Consider the following 18,574-nt stretch of genomic DNA (forward strand, 5'->3'; position numbering starts at 1 on the left):
ACAAGCAACCTGTTAGTTAGGAGAGAAAAACATGCGAGCAAGAGATTTAGTTGTTATATCGAGCGTCATCATGATTGTTGCCATGTTGGTCATTCCATTGCCGACATGGTTGTTAAGTATTTTACTCCTTTTAAACATCTCTCTTGCGCTGCTGGTTCTATTGACAACGATGAATATGAAAGAACCCCTTGAATTCTCAATCTTCCCTTCGCTGCTCCTTTTACTGACATTATTCAGGCTGGGGTTGAATGTTTCCACGACACGTGCCATTTTGACCTATGGAGATGCTGGAGGCGTTGTAGAAACCTTTGGGTCGTTCGTAGTCGGAGGCAATGTACTTGTAGGATTAGTTGTATTCATCATTTTGGTCATCATCAATTTCATCGTCATCACGAAAGGCTCGGAACGCGTCTCGGAGGTTGCTGCCAGGTTTACGCTGGATGCGATGCCAGGGAAACAGATGGCCATTGACGCGGATTTGAATGCAGGGATGATCTCCGAAACGGAAGCTCGTGCCCGAAGGGACAAGATAAGTAACGAGGCAGACTTTTATGGCTCGATGGATGGTGCGAGTAAGTTTGTTAAAGGGGATGCAATTGCTGGGATCATCATTGTCATCATTAACTTGATTTTTGGGATGGTCATCGGCGTCATGCAATTGGATATGAGTTTTGCGGAATCTGCCACACATTTTTCCATGTTATCCGTTGGTGATGGAATCGTCAGTCAGGTGCCAGCCTTATTAATTTCCACAGCTACAGGAATAGTCGTTACCAGGGCAGCCTCGAATGGCAATCTTGGTGCGGATATTGTCGAACAGCTATTTCAATTTCCGAAAATGCTTTACCTGACGGCAGCGACCATATTCCTGCTAGGATTATTCACTCCCATTTCCGACTTATTTACTTTGCCGATCGCAGCTTTATTAGTTATTGGCGGTTATACCATTTCAAGGATACCGAAGCAGGACGAAAGTGAAATTCAGGAGATGGAAGAAGTGCTGGAAACGGATGAAATGAAAAGTCCGGAAAGTGTCGTTAACCTGTTAAGTGTTGACCCGATCGAATTCGAGTTTGGATATGGACTGATTCCTCTTGCAGATGCCAATCAAGGGGGAGACCTGCTGGATCGTGTCGTCATGATCCGCAGACAGCTTGCCATTGAATTGGGACTCGTCATTCCCGTAGTCAGGATACGGGATAACATTCAGTTGAATCCAAATGAGTATCGTTTGAAAATTAAGGGAAGTGTCATGGCAAAAGGGGAATTGCTGCTTAACCATTTCTTGGCCATGAGTCCGGGGATGGAGGATGATTCGATAGAAGGGATCGATACGATCGAACCTTCCTTTGGCTTACCTGCCAAATGGATCACGGATGATATGAAGGAACACGCCGAGATGATGGGGTATACAGTCGTTGACCCTCCGAGTGTAGTTTCCACACACTTGACGGAAGTCATAAAGGCCAATGCTCAGGATCTGCTGGGCCGGCAGGAAACGAAGCAATTGATCGATCACCTCCGTGAATCTTCACCAATCCTTGTAGAGGAAGTCACACCTAACCCATTATCGATAGGTGATGTGCAAAAAGTGTTGGCGAAGCTATTGAAGGAAAAGGTGTCGATAAGGAATCTACCGATCATTTTCGAAACACTTGCTGATTATGGAAAACTATCCACTGACACGGATTTACTTACTGAATATGTGAGGCAGAATTTAGCAAGGCAAATTACAAATTCCTTTATTAACGATGAGAATAAAATTAAAGTGATAACCTTATCGGGGAAAGTGGAAAAAAACATCGCTGATGGAGTTCAGCAAACTGAACATGGTAACTATTTATCACTTGATCCAACCATATCGCAATCCATATTGGAGGCAATTGCAGCCAAATTGGAGGAACTGACATTAATGGATCACCAACCGATCTTACTCTGTTCCCCGGCAGTGCGCATGTATGCCCGCCAATTAATTGAACGTTATTTTCCCAATGTACCGGTTCTTTCTTATAATGAACTCGAATCCAACGTAGAAGTACAAAGTGTAGGGGTGGTGAATATCGATTGAAGGTGAAGAAATATTTGGCCCCATCAATGACCGAGGCGATGAAGCGAATTAGGGTGGAGCTAGGAAGTGAGGCGGTCATCTTAAGCTCAAAAGCTGTATATAAAGGCGGTTTCCTAGGTTTATTCAAGAAGAGGAATATAGAAGTCATTGCGGCGATCGACCCAGTTTCCGCTCCTCTTCAAACGGTAACCAAGCAAAAAAAGAAGAAGCTACCTTCCGTTCCGCAACTGGAAAGTCAAGTGCCTTATGCTGATGAATCCGGGGGAAATGCCGAGTTATTAAAAGAAATAGAAGGTTTGAAAGACATGATCAATCGGATACAAATCAATTCGTCAGATCGAAAATATCCAGAGTTACTTCAGAAGCCTTCTGATTACTTAACCGAGCAGGAAGTCGATCCATCACTGCGGTCAAAAATCATGGATGAATTACTTGAAAAATGGTTCGCGTCCAAACAAAGATCGACAGTTGAAGAAGTACAAGGCTGGTTGGAAGAATCGATGCTGGCGATTTTGGATCAGGTTGAGAATGGAAAACCAGGGCTGCAGAAGAAATATATCAATATTGTTGGACCGACAGGGGTGGGCAAAACAACGACTCTTGCTAAGGTAGCTGCAGAAACCATGTTGAAGCATGATTTAAAGGTAGCTTTCATTACGACGGACACGTACAGGATTGCGGCTATAGATCAGCTTAAGACGTATGCGAAGATTTTAAACGTACCGATCGAAGTGGCTTATAATTTGGAAGATTTCAAACGGGCTACAGAACGTTTCTCCCATTATGATTATGTTTTCATAGATACAGCCGGGAGGAATTTCCGCAATCCGCAGTATGTCAAAGATCTAAATGATATCATTCATTTTACGGAAGAGATGGAAACCTATTTAGTGTTGTCCTTAACTTCCAAGCAAAAAGATATGGAAGATATTTATCGTCAGTTTGCAGCCATACCGATAAAACAGGTGATATTTACGAAAGCGGATGAAACTTCCACTTTCGGTGCCATCTTTAATTTCATATACACGCATAAATTGGGAGCTGCTTATATAACGAATGGACAAAATGTACCGGATGACATGGAAATTGCTACATCATCTCAGCTATTGAAAATGGCTCTTGAGGCAAAAAAATATGAAAGATCAAGCTGAGAACTTACGAAGAAGATTGGAAGCACGCCAAAATCAAAAAATGGCAAGAACCATTGCCGTTTTAAGTGGCAAGGGCGGTGTTGGCAAGTCAAACTTTTCTTTGAATTTTTCGATTGCCTTATCCAAAATGGGAAAAAGGGTATTGTTGTTCGATATGGATATCGGCATGGGGAATATAGATATATTGATCGGGGGGCACTCCCCCTACAATATTATCGATTTCTTTGAAAATGGCCGTAGTCTGGAGGAAATCATTACTGCAGGTTCTGGGGATATTTCAATCATCACTGGCGGAACGGGCCTGATGAATCTCTTTTCACTTGATGAAGGGAAGTACGCGCGTTTTAATGAAGAATTCAGTTCACTGATGGCGAACTACGATTATATATTATTTGATATGGGTGCGGGCATCACTCATGATTCGATGAAATTCCTTTTATGTGTCGATGAATTAGTCGTTATTACCACACCAGAGCCGACTTCCATAACGGATGCATACTCAGCAATGAAATATATTCATTCCATTAAAAAAGAGATTCCGTGTTTCCTAGTTTGCAACAGGGTTTTCACAAATAAGGAAGGGAAAGATACCATTAAGCGGCTGCAAAATGCCTTCAAGAAATTTTTGGATCTTGAAACGGTTGGACTAGGTTATTTACCAGACGACAGAATCGTTTCAAAAGCCGTTTCCGAACAAATGCCCTTTATCCTTTTCGATTCTGAAGCTGATGTATCCAAAGCCATGGTGGACATTGCGACGAGATATGCCAATCATTCGTTTGGGGAAAAATTGACTTTGCCCAAAAGCCATTTCCTCAGAAATATGAAGAGATATTTTCTTGGAAAGTAGGTCTCATTACATGGATAAAGTAAAAGTATTGATAGTGGATGATTCTGCGTTCATGAGAAAGTTAATTTCAGAGTTTTTAGGGGAAGAGAGTGACATAGAGGTCATCGGAACTGCGAGAAACGGAAAAGACGCGTTAGAAAAAATCAAGGCTTTAAAACCCGATGTCGTGACCATGGATGTGGAGATGCCGGTTATGGACGGTCTGCAAGCTTTGAACTTGATCATGAATGTATGTCCAACCCCCGTGGTCATGTTATCAAGCACAACGAAGGTAGGTACGGATAATACATTTGCTGCCATGAGCAGTGGCGCCTTTGATTTTGTGGCTAAGCCTTCCGGTGCGATTTCGCTGGATTTACATAAAATCAAAAAGGAGCTTCATGAAAAAGTTATGGCAGCAAGTCGGGCAAATGTTCACAAATTACGAAAAAATGCTCTGAATATAGAAAAAAGCCCTTTAGCTTGGGGGAAACATAGTAAAATAGAATTAGATGTACCGCTTAAAAAACGAAAAAGCGAAAGAAATTGGTCCAATGGAAATGATAAGGTGATTATCATTGGCACATCCACAGGAGGACCGAGAGCCTTACAGACTGTCTTGACAGGTCTTCCCGGCGATATCGATGCGCCCATTCTTGTAGTCCAGCATATGCCACCCGGTTTCACCCATTCTTTGGCTGCCCGCCTAAATTCATTATGTGAGATACACGTGAAGGAAGCTGAAGAAGGGGACCTGATCCAAAAGGGTATAGCCTACATCGCTCCAGGTGGTTTTCACTTGAAAGTGAGAAAAGCTGCAATGAATTGGATTGTTCATTTAGATAAATCGGAATTGCGTAATGGACACCGGCCGTCTGTGGATGTGCTCTTTGAATCGGTAAGCGAAATGGATGAATATGCGAAGATAGCGGTTATCATGACCGGAATGGGAATGGATGGGTCGAATGGGCTTAAGAGGCTTAAACAAAGAGGCTTTTCAAAAGCGATAGCTGAATCACAGGAGACATCGATCGTGTTTGGTATGCCGAAGGCGGCAATCAATACGAATTTAATAGATAGCATAGAGGACGTAGAAAAAATAGCTAAAGCGATAAAGGGCTATTTCTAACTCGTGGGGGTGGAGATTATATGGATATGAATCAGTATCTAGAGGTATTTATAGAAGAAAGCAAAGAACATCTGCAAACAGCAAGCGAACAGTTGCTGGTACTTGAGAAGAACCCGGAAGACCTCTCGATTGTAAACGAAATCTTTCGTTCCGCCCATACCCTGAAAGGGATGTCCGCAACTATGGGGTATGAGGATTTGGCTAATTTAACCCATAAAATGGAGAATGTTTTGGATGCGATCCGCAACAGCCAAATTACGCTTACTCCTGAAGTATTTGATGTGATATTTTTAGCCGTAGATGATCTGGAAGCGATGGTCATGTCCATTGCAGAAGGTGGAGATGGAAAAAGAGATGTATCAAAGGTTGTCCATCAGCTGGATTTGATTGAAAAAGGAGAATCACCGATCTCAACCTCGGCTGTAGAAGTTGCTGCTACTTCTGCCGTTCTTGATACGGAAGAAATGATTGAGGGGGAGTATGATGAATTCGAATGGACCGTTCTTCAGCAGTCCAAAGAGCAAGGATTCAACAGCTTTGAAATTACAATTGCATTGCGTGCAGACTGTCTGTTAAAAGCTGCCCGGGTGTTCATGGTTTTTGAAGTACTTGAAAAATCCGGTGAAGTCATCAAATCCCAACCACCTGTCGAACTTCTGGAAGAAGAGCAGTTCGATCAGCAATTCACGGTAACGATGATAACCAAAGAGTCAAGTGAAGAGCTAAAGAATGAAATCATGAAGGTTTCAGAAGTGGATAACGTCGTAATGCATACCCTTGATCTTGAAGGGGTGCGGCATGCGGTCAACGTAAAAGAGGATCAAATTGCTGGAATGGATAACGAGGAACAAACGGCAGATAATGCAATTATGCTTTCAAGCGATGTTAAAGAAAAGAAAAAACAGCCTTCCGTTAAACCTGCATCAAGCAAGACAATCCGGGTGAACATTGAACGTCTTGATATATTAATGAATTTATTCGAGGAGCTTGTAATCGATCGAGGCAGGCTGGATCAAATTTCTAATGATTTGGACAATCAGGAGCTGCATGAAACAGTGGAAAGGATGTCCCGTATAACAAGCGATTTACAAACAATCGTTTTGAATATGCGGATGGTGCCTGTGGAGACGGTATTCAATCGCTTTCCAAAAATGGTCCGCCAATTAGCGAGGGATTTAAACAAGAAAGTTGAATTGGAAATAACGGGAGCGGAAACCGAGCTTGATCGCACCGTCATCGATGAAATTGGCGATCCGCTCGTTCATTTATTAAGAAATGCCATGGATCATGGAATTGAAACACCTGAAGAACGTCTGGCGAAAGGAAAGACCGAAGAAGGGAAAATCCATTTAAAAGCGTATCACAGCGGAAATCATGTATTCATCGAAATCGATGATGATGGGGCAGGCATTAATAAAGAGCGAGTTTTGAACAAGGCGCTTTCCAATGGAATTGTAACGAGGGAAACGGCAGGCACTTTAACAGACAAGCAAATCTATGAATTGATATTCGCCTCTGGCTTCTCGACAGCTGAAACCATTTCGGATGTATCAGGACGAGGAGTGGGACTGGATGTAGTGAAAAATACGATCGAGTCTTTGGGCGGCTCTGTCACAATTGATTCAAAAGAGGACGAAGGGTCGATTTTCCTTATTCAGCTTCCCCTTACATTGTCGATTATTTCAGTGATGCTGGTTGCCATCCAAAATGAAAAATATGCAATACCGCTTTCTTCCATTATAGAGACCGCGATCATAAAAAAAGAAGATATATTGAACGCCCATAATCAACAAGTAATAGACTTCAGAGGCAAAGTGCTTCCGCTTCTATTCCTTAAAGATATTTTTGAAGTGCCGATTAGTCAGGCTGAGGAAGAGTTCCTCTCAGTGGTCATTGTAAGGAAGGGCGACAAATTAGCAGGATTGGTCGTAGATTCATTTATCGGGCAGCTTGAGGTGGTCTTGAAATCACTCGGGAATTATTTGACAAGTGCCTTTGCAATATCGGGAGCAACGATTCTTGGTGATGGCCAAGTAGCTTTAATCATAGATTGCAACACATTGATTCATTGATTGATGCGGCCAGGCAGGGAAATGGGATACTGGCTTTGGCATGTTGCATTCAGGATATCGGCAAGCTGTCAACTTGCACACTTGAATTTTTTTAAAGAGGAGGGTAATGGATGTCGCAGGAAATGAAAGTGATCGTATTCAAAATTAAAGATAAAGAGTATGCCATTCCAGTTGATAAGGTCAGTGGAATTGAAAAGCTTTTGCATATTACGAGAGTTCCGAAGGCAGTCCGGTTCGTTAAGGGCGTAATAAATTTAAGGGGCGTCATCACGCCGATTATTGATTTGAGGGTGCGCTTTGGGTTCGAAGAGGTGGAGTATGATGATTCTACGAGGATCATCATCGTCATTCTCGATGATATGGAAGTGGGGTTGATAGTGGACTCTGCCAATGATGTTCTGGATATTCCAGTGAATAGTATTGAACCGCAGCCTGAAGTGGTTGGTCATTTGGCTTCTGAATACATAAGCGGAGTGGCAAAGATTGACAAACGGCTGCTCGTGTTAATTAATTTGGAAAATGCTTTAAGTCTAGAAGTGACTGAAAATATATTAAAAGAAGGATAATGATATGTCATTCATTGAAAAAATCAGTCCTCTCCAACTTGATATTCTGAAGGAAATTGGCAATATAGGTGCAGGGAATGCAGCAACTTCGCTTTCGGCCATCCTGAATAGGAAAATTGATATGAATGTTCCTACAGCCCGAATCGTATCCTTCGATGAAATGATGGAAATCGCAGGCGGCGCCGATCACGTCGTCGCCAGCGTTTTCCTTAGGATAGAAGGTGATGTTTCCGGGAGTATGTTTTTTGTTCTTTCACTTCCAGTAGCTCAATACTTGATTCGGGAGATGGCCGGTGATTCAGCCTTTTCAATAGAAAGCACACCACATGCCGAGCTGGCGCTTTCCTGCCTGCAGGAATTGGGGAATATTCTATCCGGATCTTATCTTTCATCTTTAGCTGATTTCACACAACTGAATATATTTCCTTCCGTACCGGCATTGAGCATTGATATGGTAGGAGCAACAATTAGTTATGGGTTATTGGAATTATCACAGGAAAGTGACGCAGTGATAGTCATCGATACGGTCCTTGTAAAAGATCAACTAATAGGAGATTCCATTGACGGTCATTTCTTTTTATTACCTGACCCGGAATTTTTTGAAATCATTTTCGCCGCTTTAGGGTTGACTGCTGATGACTGAATTATTAAAGGTCGAGGTCGTTAAAGTGGGGATAGCGGATATGAAGATTGTAAAGCCTCCATGCTCGATCCGTACGTCAGGCCTGGGGTCATGCGTGGGCGTTGTCGTTTATGACGAGAAAAAAGCGGTTGCGGGTTTAGTCCACGTGATGCTGCCAGATTCTTCACTGACTAAGACGGGTCAAATCAATGTAGCTAAATTTGCAGATACTGGGGTCAGGGAATTAGTACAGTGCTTGGTTAAAGAAGGTGCGAGAATACCTTTTTTAAAAGCGAAGCTCGCTGGAGGGGCACAAATGTTTCAGTTTGCCTCCGGTGGGGATTTAATGAGAATCGGGCCGAGGAATGTAGAGGCCGTTCGGAAAGAGTTAGCTCATTTGCACATTCAAATCGTCTCCGAAGATGTAGGTGGAAATAGCGGAAGAACGATCGAATTCAATTTGAAAGATTGTTTATTGAATATCAGGACCGTCAATAAGGGAACGAAAAATATTTAGCCCTTTGTAAAGAATGCAAAAAAAATCTTAAAAAAACTTGCAGGAAAAACATTGCTGCATCAGGGGCCTGGAGGCTGTTTGGAGCACAAAATGCATAATGTAAGGAGGATGTCCAATGTCTCATCTGACCATCGAAGAAGAACAGGTATGTTGGAAAAATTGGGTTGATTGCAGAGACCCGCACGCTGGCGACATTTTGGTAAAGAAATACATTCCGCTTGTTTCCTATCATGTTCAACGCATTTCAGTTAGTCTTCCTAAAAATGTGAGCAGGGATGATATCAGGAGTCTCGGTATGATGGGGTTATTCGACGCCCTGGAACGATTTGATACGAAGCGTGACCTGAAGTTCGACACATATGCTTCATTTAGAATTCGCGGTGCTATTTTAGATGGATTAAGAAAAGAGGATTGGCTTCCACGAAGTGCAAGGGATAAAGCCAAAAAAATAGAGTCATCCATAGAAAAGCTAGAGCAAAAATACATGAGGAACCTTTCTCCAAGCGAAATTGCAGCAGAATTGAACATACCTGAAGAAGATGTATATGCGGCAATACAGGGGAATTTCTTTGCAAATGTACTATCCATGGATGACCAAGAGCAGGATGATAAAGAAAGTAAGAATTTTTATATCAAGGATGAAAAAGCCGATTTGCCAGAGGAACATGTGCTACGTGAGGAACTGTACGTGGAGTTGGCAAAGGTCATTGAAACGCTTAATGAAAAGGAACAGCTGGTTTTACAGCTTTTTTATAAGGAGGAATTGACTTTGACCGAAATAGGGCAAGTAATGAGTCTCTCCACTTCACGAATTTCCCAGATCCACTCAAAAGCGATTTACAAATTAAGGAACGCAATGAAAGAGCAATAAAATCATCCTTGATTTGTGAGTGACAGGAGAAATTGGAAGCGACACCTTTATCAATGGTCGTTCCAAAATCACAGAATGTTCGAACTTACCGGATTCTGACGGCAAGGTAATGGGCATTGAAAAATCCTTATTGGCTCGCCCGCCACGGTACCACAATTGGGTCCATACTGAAGGGGCTACACACTAAAGGAAAAAACAACAGGGAAAACAGTCCTGTCCACATGGGATAATTAGGAGGCAGCATGCTAGTATTTTTTATGTTTCTGTTGTTTGTATTGAATATATGCTCCATTTTTGCCATCATCATTTTATATCTTCGCCAAAATCGTCTAGGCAAGCTGGAAAAAGATCAAAAAGCCATCATAAGTGAAATGGAGCAGCTTATGTCTGGTTACTTAATGGAAATGCAGGAAGATAGCGAAGCCTTAATCAAGGCATTCACGGAGCCGGCTGCCATGAGCGAACAACCTGTTCCAAAAGAACGAGACGGGCTATCGAAAGAACCAGCCGGAGAGAAAGAAGCTAAGCAAGAGCAAGCTTTTTCGGAAGAGTATAACGCGGAACATTGGGCCTCCACTAAAAGGCAGGCTCTCGACGCCTACAAAAACATGCCTGCAAATCATGAGGACAAGCTCTTGCCGCTAAAGGTCGAGGACAAAGTGGAGCTTTCGTCGGCAGCTCATACCACAACAACTGAAGGGAAGCAGGCTGTTAAGGGCTTTCCCGATTTTTTAAAGTCCTCTTTACAGGAACCATCACTGAATGAACAAGTGGATGCATTGGTGGCTCAAGGTCATTCTTTAGAAGAAATTGCCAAAAAACTAGGGAAAGGCCAGACGGAAATAGAACTATTACTGAAGTTTCGCAAGAATAGATAAATATTACTTGATTGTGAAGAGTCATTATGATATATTATGAAATGGTGTTAATACACACGCCCCGTGATTCTTGCAGCTGGTGCTGTTTCGACAGTTTCTGCATGAAAATGATCGGTGCGGAGGAAAAACAAAACCATTTAGGAGGAACTAAAATGTCAGTCATTTCTATGAAACAATTGCTTGAAGCTGGTGTGCATTTCGGACACCAAACACGTCGCTGGAACCCAAAAATGAAGAAATATATCTTCACTGAGCGTAACGGCATCTACATCATCGACCTTCAAAAAACAGTTAAAAAGGTTGAAGAAGCTTATAACTTCGTGAAAGAACTAGCTGCTAACGGCGGTACTGTTCTTTTCGTCGGTACTAAAAAACAAGCTCAAGAATCCGTTAAAGAAGAAGCTATCCGTTCTGGTATGTACTATGTAAACCAACGCTGGTTAGGTGGAACTTTAACAAACTTTGAAACAATCCAAAAACGTATTGCTCGTCTTAAAGATATCGAAAAAATGGAAGCAAACGGAACTTTCGAAGTACTTCCGAAAAAAGAAGTTATCCAACTTAAAAAAGAATGGGATCGCTTAGAGAAATTCTTGGGCGGTATTAAAGATATGAAGACTCTTCCAGATGCGATCTTCGTTATCGACCCTCGCAAAGAGCGTATTGCTGTTGCGGAAGCACACAAATTACACATTCCACTTGTAGGTATCGTTGATACAAACTGTGATCCGGATGAAATCGATGTAGTTATTCCTGCGAATGACGATGCAATCCGTGCTGTTAAATTATTAACAGGTAAAATGGCAGATGCTATCTTAGAAGCTAAACAAGGTGAAGAAACAGCAACTGAAACAACAACTGCTTAATAAGCTAAAAAGGTTGCTTATTCAGTAAGAAAAAGGTGATAAGAGGATAATGCCTTTTATCCCTTTTTTTTGCACTAAATAAGCATACATAAATCACCACGCCAATGTAGATAAGGCAGGTTGATTTTTAAGGGCTTCTGCCGAGTTTCGTTATTTTCTCTGATGATAACGGTATTTTCTGGCAAAAACGGGTAAGAATTGAATAAACTGCATTTAATTTGAGGAGGATATATATTATGGCAATCACTGCACAATTAGTTAAAGAATTGCGTGAAAAAACTGGTGCCGGCATGATGGATTGTAAAAAGGCGCTTGTACAAACGGAAGGCGATATGGAAAAAGCGATCGATTTCCTACGTGAAAAAGGAATTGCAAAAGCTGCCAATAAAGGAGATCGCATTGCTGCTGAAGGATTGACATCAATCGTTGTTGATGGAAACGAAGCTGTAATTCTTGAAGTGAACTCAGAAACTGATTTCGTTGCGAAAAACGAAGGTTTCCAAACTCTTGTTAAAGAATTGGCTGCATTCCTTCTTGCCAACAAACCTGAAAGCGTTGAAGTGGCTTTAGAGCAAACAATGGAAAACGGAGCGAAAGTTGCAGATCACATCAATGCTGCAGTTGCTAAAATCGGGGAAAAATTAACTCTTCGCCGTTTCCAAGTTGTTACGAAAACAGATAGCGATGCATTCGGTGCATACCTTCACATGGGTGGACGTATCAGCGTACTAACCGTTGTTGAAGGAACGACTGACGAAGATGCAGCCAAAGGCGTTTCCATGCATATCGCTGCTCTTAACCCAAAATATATCTCTCGTGACCAAGTCGATGCTAGTGAATTAGATCGCGAGCGCGAAGTTCTTACACAGCAAGCACTTAATGAAGGCAAACCAGAAAAAATCGTAGCAAAAATGGTTGAAGGACGCATCAACAAATACTACGAAGAAATTTGTGTGAATGAACAAGCTTTCGTTAAAAACCCAGATCAAAAAGTGGGACAATTCGTTGAATCAAAAGGCGGAAAAATCCTATCATTCGTTCGTTATGAAGTAGGGGAAGGTCTTGAAAAACGTCAAGAAAACTTTGCTGAAGAAGTAATGAACCAAGTTAAAAAAGACTAATTGCAAAATGAAAATAGGGAACACTCTTGTGTTCCCTATTTTTTAAAACTTTTAAGCATCATTGAACCATGAACCATGATGAACAATTGAATAAGATTACATAGTTGGAGGGTGTCATGAGTAACGCTAAATATAAACGTGTTGTATTAAAACTCAGTGGAGAAGCATTAGCTGGTGAAGAAGGATTTGGAATTAATCCTGCTGTAATTAAATCTATTGCTGAACAAGTCAAGGAAGTGGCAGAGCTTGACGTGGAAGTGGCTGTAGTTGTAGGCGGCGGAAACATATGGCGTGGCAAGATAGGCAGCGAAATGGGCATGGATCGGGCCAACGCCGATTATATGGGGATGCTGGCGACTGTCATGAACTCTTTGGCTCTACAAGACAGCCTTGATCAACTTGGGATTGAAACACGAGTGCAGACTTCGATTGAGATGCGGCAGGTTGCAGAACCATACATTAGACGCCGTGCAATCAGGCATCTGGAAAAAAAGAGAGTCGTGATTTTTGCTGCTGGTACAGGCAATCCTTATTTTTCAACGGATACTACCGCCGCTCTGCGTGCTGCTGAAATTGAAGCTGATGTCATCCTGATGGCGAAGAATAATGTGGATGGCGTATACAATGCCGATCCTGTTAAGGATAAAAATGCGGTGAAATATGACCAACTTTCCTACCTTGATGTTATAAAAGAAGGCTTGGAAGTAATGGATTCGACTGCTTCCTCACTATGCATGGACAACGATATTCCACTGATTGTCTTCTCGATCATGGAAAAAGGTAATATAAAACGGGCCGTTTTAGGCGAAACGCTTGGAACAATAGTTAGGGGGAAATAAAAGATGCCGAAACAAGTCATTTCAAATGCGAAAACGAAAATGGAAAAAGCCATTGGAGCGTACACACGTGAATTAGCCAGCATCCGTGCGGGCAGGGCAAATGCCTCATTGCTTGATAGGATTTCGATTGATTATTACGGTTCTCAAACACCAGTCAACCAGGTGGCAGGGATTTCTGTTCCTGAAGCTAGACTATTGGTGATTCAACCTTATGATAAGACGGTTCTAGGTGAAATCGAAAAAGCGATTTTGAAATCAGACCTTGGCTTAAATCCTTCAAATGATGGATCGATCATCAGGATAGCGATTCCGGCATTAACGGAAGAGCGCAGAAAAGAGCTTGTAAAAGTGGTCAAGAAAGAAGCGGAAGAAGCAAAAATTGCCATCCGTAACGTGCGCCGCGATGCTAATGATGATCTGAAGAAGCTTGAAAAAAATGGTGAAATCACGGAAGATGATTTACGGGGATATGCTGATGACATTCAAAAGATGACAGATGGCAATATCACTAAAATCGATGAGATCACTAAAGATAAAGAAAAAGAAATTTTGGAAGTATAATTTTCACCAAAAGAATTGATTGAATGAAGAGGGCCCAATCCTTACTGATCATGTCTTTGTTCTAACATATAGGTGTGCTTAAAAGAGAAAACTGTTATAATAAGGTTTCTCCGTTAATGTGTACCCTTTAAGTTAGGATGTTGCATAGTGATGGTGGAGGTGGCCCTTTTTTGCATTTTTCACGTAAATACGAACCGCTGATAGAAAAAAACTTGACATGATTTCTCCCTTTCTGGCTTATAATGAATAAATAATTTTTATAATAATAATATGAGAACCAGATTTTTTTTGATATTATAATATAGATTCTTTTATAAAAAAAGCTTGATATACATAGCGCGCGAATATTTTGCCTTTGTAGAGAGATAAGTACAACCTGATGGGGGACTAACATATGTATTCACTATGGAAGCGTTTCGTTAAAAAAGATGCTTCTTCCGAGGTAACAAATAGGATTCAGCATATTAAGCAGTTTGATGTTCCTCAACATATCGCCATCATTATGGATGGAAATGGCCGTTGGGCGAAAAAACGTGCACTGCCGCGGGTAGCCGGTCATCATGAAGGAATGAAAACTGTTCGTAAAATTACGAAAGTAGCAAATAAATTAGGAGTCAAGACTCTAACCGTCTATGCGTTTTCGACGGAAAACTGGAAACGTCCGAAAAGTGAAGTCGACTTTTTGATGAAACTTCCCCAGGAATTTCTTGGGACCTTTTTGCCTGAGCTCATTTCAGAAAATGTAAGGGTGGAAACCATTGGTGACTTGTCGTTACTTCCCTCGCACACTCAAAATGCCGTTATACGGGCAATGGAAGATACGAAGGATAATGATGGGATGATCCTGAATTTCGCCTTGAACTATGGTAGCCGCGGGGAGATTGTCTCTGCAGTGAATAGCATTATTGAAGATGCTAAGAATGGTATAATAAAGGATGGTATAACTGAACAAATGTTATCAAGCTACTTGATGACCAAGCATTTGTCAGACCCTGATTTACTGATCCGCACGAGCGGTGAAATTCGTTTGAGCAATTTCATGCTATGGCAGGCTGCTTACACTGAGTTATGGTTTACAGAGGTGTTATGGCCTGATTTTAGTGAGGAGCATTTATTGCAGGCGGTCGAGGAGTATCAAAAGCGTTCACGAAGATTCGGTGGCGTTTAACGTAGAAGGTGAGGAAAATGGAATAATGAAACAACGAATTATTACTGCGGTCGTAGTTGCCGCTATCTTCATTCCACTGGTTATTTTAGGGGAGATCCCCTTTTTACTGACGGTTTATCTATTGGCATCCATCGGTTTGTTCGAACTGATGAAAATGAAAAATTTGCGTGTGTTTTCATTTGAAGGGATTCTTTCGCAGATTTTATTATGGGTGCTTTTATTACCTGAACAATATGGCACTTTTTTAGCGGACATTGATTATGATAAAGTGCAAATCTTCTTAATCGGGGTTTTGCTGCTGTTATTGTATACCGTCGTTTCAAAAAACCGAGTTACTTTCGATGTTGCAGGTTTTTTAGTGCTTTCCATCCTTTACTTGGGAGTGGGCTTTTACTATTTATTTGAAACGCGGGACTCATTGGGTCTGATTTACATATTGCTAACCCTATTTACGATTTGGGCAACGGATTCCGGAGCCTACTTCATTGGTAAGGCCATAGGGAAAAGAAAGCTTTGGCCAGAAATAAGTCCAAATAAGACGGTGGAAGGATTCATCGGCGGATTATTTTCAGCGATGATAGTCGGTGTGCTCTTTTATGCCTTCTCCAGTCTGGACTATACATTATTTCAATTATTGGTGATATCATTGATCATTGGGGTTTTTGGCCAATTGGGGGACCTTGTCCAATCGGCGTATAAACGCCATTACGGAGTGAAGGACTCAGGTAAGCTTCTTCCCGGGCATGGCGGGATATTGGACAGGCTGGATAGTTTGATATTCATTTTACCGATTTTGCATTTATTGCATGTTTTATAATATAAATATAGGCAAGCGTTAGGAATTAGGAGATGAATAATTTGAAAAATATCAGCCTTTTGGGCGCAACAGGGTCGATTGGTCAGCAAACAGCTGATGTGGTAAGAGCCCATCCTGAGCAATTCAAAATCGTGGCGCTTTCTGCTGGAAAGAATATAGATTTGGTGAGGGCTTATATCGTTGAGTTCGAACCGAAATTGGTTTCGGTTCAGACGGAAGAAGATTATCACATATTAAAAAATGAATTCTCTAGCCGTAAAGATATGGAGTTCATGTATGGGGATGACGGATTGACTGCAGTTGCTGTATACGATGAAGCGACGATCTTGGTCAATGCCGTCATTGGAAGCGTTGGTCTCCATCCGACACTCCAAGCGATAAGGGCTAAAAAGGATATTGCCATCGCCAACAAGGAGACTTTGGTGACGGCAGGACATCTAGTCATGAGTGAGGCGAAAAAGTCAGGAGTAAGATTGCTTCCTGTAGATAGTGAGCATTCGGCAATTTTTCAGGCTCTACAGGGTGAAAACGATAAAAATATTGAACGTCTGGTCATTACTGCTTCAGGCGGCAGCTTTCGCGATAGAACCAGGGAAGAATTGAAAGGGGTAACGGTGGAAGAGGCATTGAGCCATCCGAATTGGTCGATGGGAGCGAAAATCACGATTGATTCAGCCTCGATGATGAATAAGGGGTTGGAAGTGATTGAGGCACACTGGCTATTCGATCTTCCATACGATAAAATTGATGTACTGCTACATAAGGAGAGCATCATCCATTCCATGGTTGAATTTCATGACTCCAGCGTGATTGCCCAATTGGGATCCCCGGATATGCGGGTACCGATTCAATATGCCTTAACTTATCCGGACAGGATGCCGCTTACGGGACGTAAACGCCTGAATTTGGCCGAAGCTGGAAAACTGCATTTTAATGATATGGATTTCACTAGATATCCTTGTTTGCAATTCGCCTATAATGCAGGTAAAATGGGCGGAACGATGACAACCGTGTTGAATGCAGCCAATGAAGCGGCGGTTGCTGCATTTTTATCCGGAAAGATATCATTCCTTGAAATTGAGACGCTAATTGAAAAAGCGCTAAATCGGCATTCCGTCATAGCTCTTCCAGATTTGGAAACGATATCCGAAGTGGATATGATGACAAGGAAATATATAGAATCTATAGTGAAAGATAGGTGATTGGAACATGCAGACTTTAGAAACGATTATTGCGTTCATCATCATTTTTGGCGCTCTTGTATTTTTCCATGAGCTTGGACATTTAGTGTTTGCAAAGCGAGCCGGAATTTTATGCCGTGAGTTCGCGATCGGCTTTGGACCAAAAGTATTCACGTATAAAAAGCAGGAAACCGTTTATACAATTCGATTGCTCCCTCTGGGCGGGTATGTGCGCATGGCTGGGGAGGACGCAGAAAATATAGAACTGAAGCCCGGCTATCGCGTGGGATTAATGTTTGATCAAGAAGAGAATGTTACAAAAATCATCATGAACAACAAAGACAAGTATCCTGATATTCGTCTTGTGGAAGTCGAAGTGATCGACCTTGATCATAAACTAATCCTGACGGGTTATGAAGAGGGCGAGGAAGATGCATTAAAGACGTTTGCCATTCATAAAGAAGCGGTAATCGTCGAGAATGGTGTGGAAAACCAGATTGCCCCATACGAAAGGCAGTTTGGGTCGAAATCGCTCGGCCATCGCTTCCTTACGATTTTAGCTGGACCAGCGATGAACTTTGTTTTGGCCTTTGTCATTTTTGTATTGATCGGTTTATTCCAGGGAGTCGTCGTTGATGAAGCGAAGCTTGGTGAACTGACTCCGGAAGGTTCGGCTGTAAATGCCGGGCTAAAGTCCGGGGATGTCATTCAATCCATTGAAGGAGCGGAAGTCTCTTCTTGGGAAGATGTTCAGGAAAGCATCCAAAAAAATCCTGGGCAGGAAATCGAGTTTGTCGTTGATAGGGACGGAAAAACATTCGAAGTACCGGTCGTTCCTCAAGAAGTCGAAAGGGAAGGCAAGAAAATCGGGATTATCGGTGTTTATCCTCCAGTTGAAAAAGCCCCGATCAAAGCAATCCAATACGGTTTTACCGAAACGTATTTCTGGACTAAACAAATTTTCATCATCCTTGGGGACCTTGTAACTGGCGGGTTTACGATTGACAGCCTTTCTGGTCCTGTAGGAATTTACAAATCGACTGAAGAAGTGGCGAAGCAAGGTATCTTCACGTTGATGAAATGGGCAGGATTGCTCAGTATTAACCTGGGAATCATGAACTTGCTTCCACTCCCGGCATTGGATGGGGGCAGACTGTTATTTTTTGTCGTCGAATTCTTAAGAGGCAAACCGATTGACCGACAAAAAGAAGGAATGGTTCACTTCATCGGCTTTGCACTGCTGATGCTATTGATGATCGTCGTTACATGGAATGACATCCAGCGGTTCTTCTTGTAAGTCACGAATGAATAAAGTGAA

At 42.0% G+C, this 18,574-nt stretch carries 18 protein-coding genes; all 18 read left to right on the forward strand.

What is annotated here, in order from left to right; translation table 11 throughout:
* Nucleotides 1-31 precede the first annotated feature (31 nt).
* The 18 genes from flhA to rseP all read left to right on the forward strand — a co-directional run bounded on the left by flhA (nt 32) and on the right by rseP (nt 18,553).
* Nucleotides 32-2,068, forward strand: coding sequence for a flagellar biosynthesis protein FlhA (flhA, locus tag ABE28_RS08045; protein ID WP_064461874.1), 2,037 nt, complete (start codon nt 32-34; stop codon nt 2,066-2,068).
* 2 nt (nt 2,069-2,070) lie between these two features.
* A complete protein-coding gene (flhF, locus tag ABE28_RS08050) occupies nt 2,071-3,219 on the forward strand; it encodes a flagellar biosynthesis GTPase FlhF (RefSeq protein WP_306807337.1) in 1,149 nt (382 codons plus the stop codon).
* Nucleotides 3,203-4,069, forward strand: a complete 867-nt coding sequence (locus ABE28_RS08055) for a MinD/ParA family protein (RefSeq protein WP_064461876.1) — start codon at nt 3,203-3,205, stop codon at nt 4,067-4,069. Before flhF ends, ABE28_RS08055 begins: the two co-directional genes overlap by 17 nt.
* 10 nt (nt 4,070-4,079) lie before the next feature.
* Complete coding sequence (locus ABE28_RS08060; protein ID WP_064461950.1) at nt 4,080-5,177, forward strand: protein-glutamate methylesterase/protein-glutamine glutaminase; 1,098 nt, start codon at nt 4,080-4,082, stop codon at nt 5,175-5,177.
* A 20-nt stretch (nt 5,178-5,197) separates the two neighbouring features.
* The gene (locus ABE28_RS08065) at nt 5,198-7,249 is read left to right on the forward strand and encodes a chemotaxis protein CheA (protein WP_064461877.1); all 2,052 of its coding nucleotides are present in this window, start codon (nt 5,198-5,200) and stop codon (nt 7,247-7,249) included.
* Nucleotides 7,250-7,359: 110 nt separating this feature from the next.
* Nucleotides 7,360-7,815 carry a chemotaxis protein CheW gene (locus tag ABE28_RS08070; RefSeq protein WP_064461878.1) on the forward strand — a complete coding sequence of 152 codons (456 nt, stop codon included), beginning with the start codon at nt 7,360-7,362 and terminating at the stop codon, nt 7,813-7,815.
* Nucleotides 7,816-7,819: 4 nt separating this feature from the next.
* Entirely contained in the window at nt 7,820-8,458 is a 639-nt protein-coding gene (locus tag ABE28_RS08075; RefSeq protein ID WP_064461879.1) for a chemotaxis protein CheC, read from the forward strand.
* Nucleotides 8,451-8,954 (forward strand): chemotaxis protein CheD, encoded by a 504-nt coding sequence (locus ABE28_RS08080; protein WP_064461880.1) that lies wholly within the window; start codon nt 8,451-8,453, stop codon nt 8,952-8,954. The genes ABE28_RS08075 and ABE28_RS08080 overlap by 8 nt, the downstream gene beginning before the upstream one ends.
* Nucleotides 8,955-9,069: 115 nt before the next feature.
* Nucleotides 9,070-9,825, forward strand: coding sequence for a FliA/WhiG family RNA polymerase sigma factor (locus ABE28_RS08085; protein WP_064461881.1), 756 nt, complete (start codon nt 9,070-9,072; stop codon nt 9,823-9,825).
* Nucleotides 9,826-10,067: 242 nt separating this feature from the next.
* A complete protein-coding gene (locus ABE28_RS08090; RefSeq protein ID WP_064461882.1) occupies nt 10,068-10,703 on the forward strand; it encodes a hypothetical protein in 636 nt (211 codons plus the stop codon).
* 152 nt (nt 10,704-10,855) lie between these two features.
* Nucleotides 10,856-11,569 (forward strand): 30S ribosomal protein S2, encoded by a 714-nt coding sequence (gene rpsB / locus ABE28_RS08095; RefSeq protein WP_057913389.1) that lies wholly within the window; start codon nt 10,856-10,858, stop codon nt 11,567-11,569.
* A gap of 236 nt (nt 11,570-11,805) precedes the next feature.
* Nucleotides 11,806-12,690, forward strand: a complete 885-nt coding sequence (tsf, locus tag ABE28_RS08100; protein WP_064461883.1) for a translation elongation factor Ts — start codon at nt 11,806-11,808, stop codon at nt 12,688-12,690.
* Nucleotides 12,691-12,806: 116 nt separating this feature from the next.
* The gene (pyrH, locus tag ABE28_RS08105) at nt 12,807-13,529 is read left to right on the forward strand and encodes a UMP kinase (RefSeq protein ID WP_061144645.1); all 723 of its coding nucleotides are present in this window, start codon (nt 12,807-12,809) and stop codon (nt 13,527-13,529) included.
* Nucleotides 13,530-13,532: 3 nt separating this feature from the next.
* Nucleotides 13,533-14,090, forward strand: a complete 558-nt coding sequence (gene frr / locus ABE28_RS08110) for a ribosome recycling factor (protein WP_061144646.1) — start codon at nt 13,533-13,535, stop codon at nt 14,088-14,090.
* 394 nt (nt 14,091-14,484) lie between these two features.
* Nucleotides 14,485-15,258: an undecaprenyl pyrophosphate synthase gene (locus ABE28_RS08115; RefSeq protein WP_064461884.1), complete on the forward strand. Its 774-nt coding sequence runs from the start codon at nt 14,485-14,487 to the stop codon at nt 15,256-15,258.
* Between the two features lie 25 nt (nt 15,259-15,283).
* On the forward strand, nt 15,284-16,075 hold the full coding sequence (locus ABE28_RS08120; RefSeq protein WP_064461951.1) for a phosphatidate cytidylyltransferase: 792 nt from the start codon (nt 15,284-15,286) through the stop codon (nt 16,073-16,075).
* A 41-nt stretch (nt 16,076-16,116) separates the two neighbouring features.
* Nucleotides 16,117-17,277, forward strand: a complete 1,161-nt coding sequence (dxr, locus tag ABE28_RS08125; RefSeq protein ID WP_064461885.1) for a 1-deoxy-D-xylulose-5-phosphate reductoisomerase — start codon at nt 16,117-16,119, stop codon at nt 17,275-17,277.
* Nucleotides 17,278-17,284: 7 nt separating this feature from the next.
* On the forward strand, nt 17,285-18,553 hold the full coding sequence (gene rseP, locus ABE28_RS08130; RefSeq protein ID WP_064461886.1) for an RIP metalloprotease RseP: 1,269 nt from the start codon (nt 17,285-17,287) through the stop codon (nt 18,551-18,553).
* The last annotated feature ends 21 nt before the right edge of the window (nt 18,554-18,574 follow it).

Source organism: Peribacillus muralis (genome assembly GCF_001645685.2).
GTDB lineage: Bacteria > Bacillota > Bacilli > Bacillales > DSM-1321 > Peribacillus > Peribacillus muralis_A.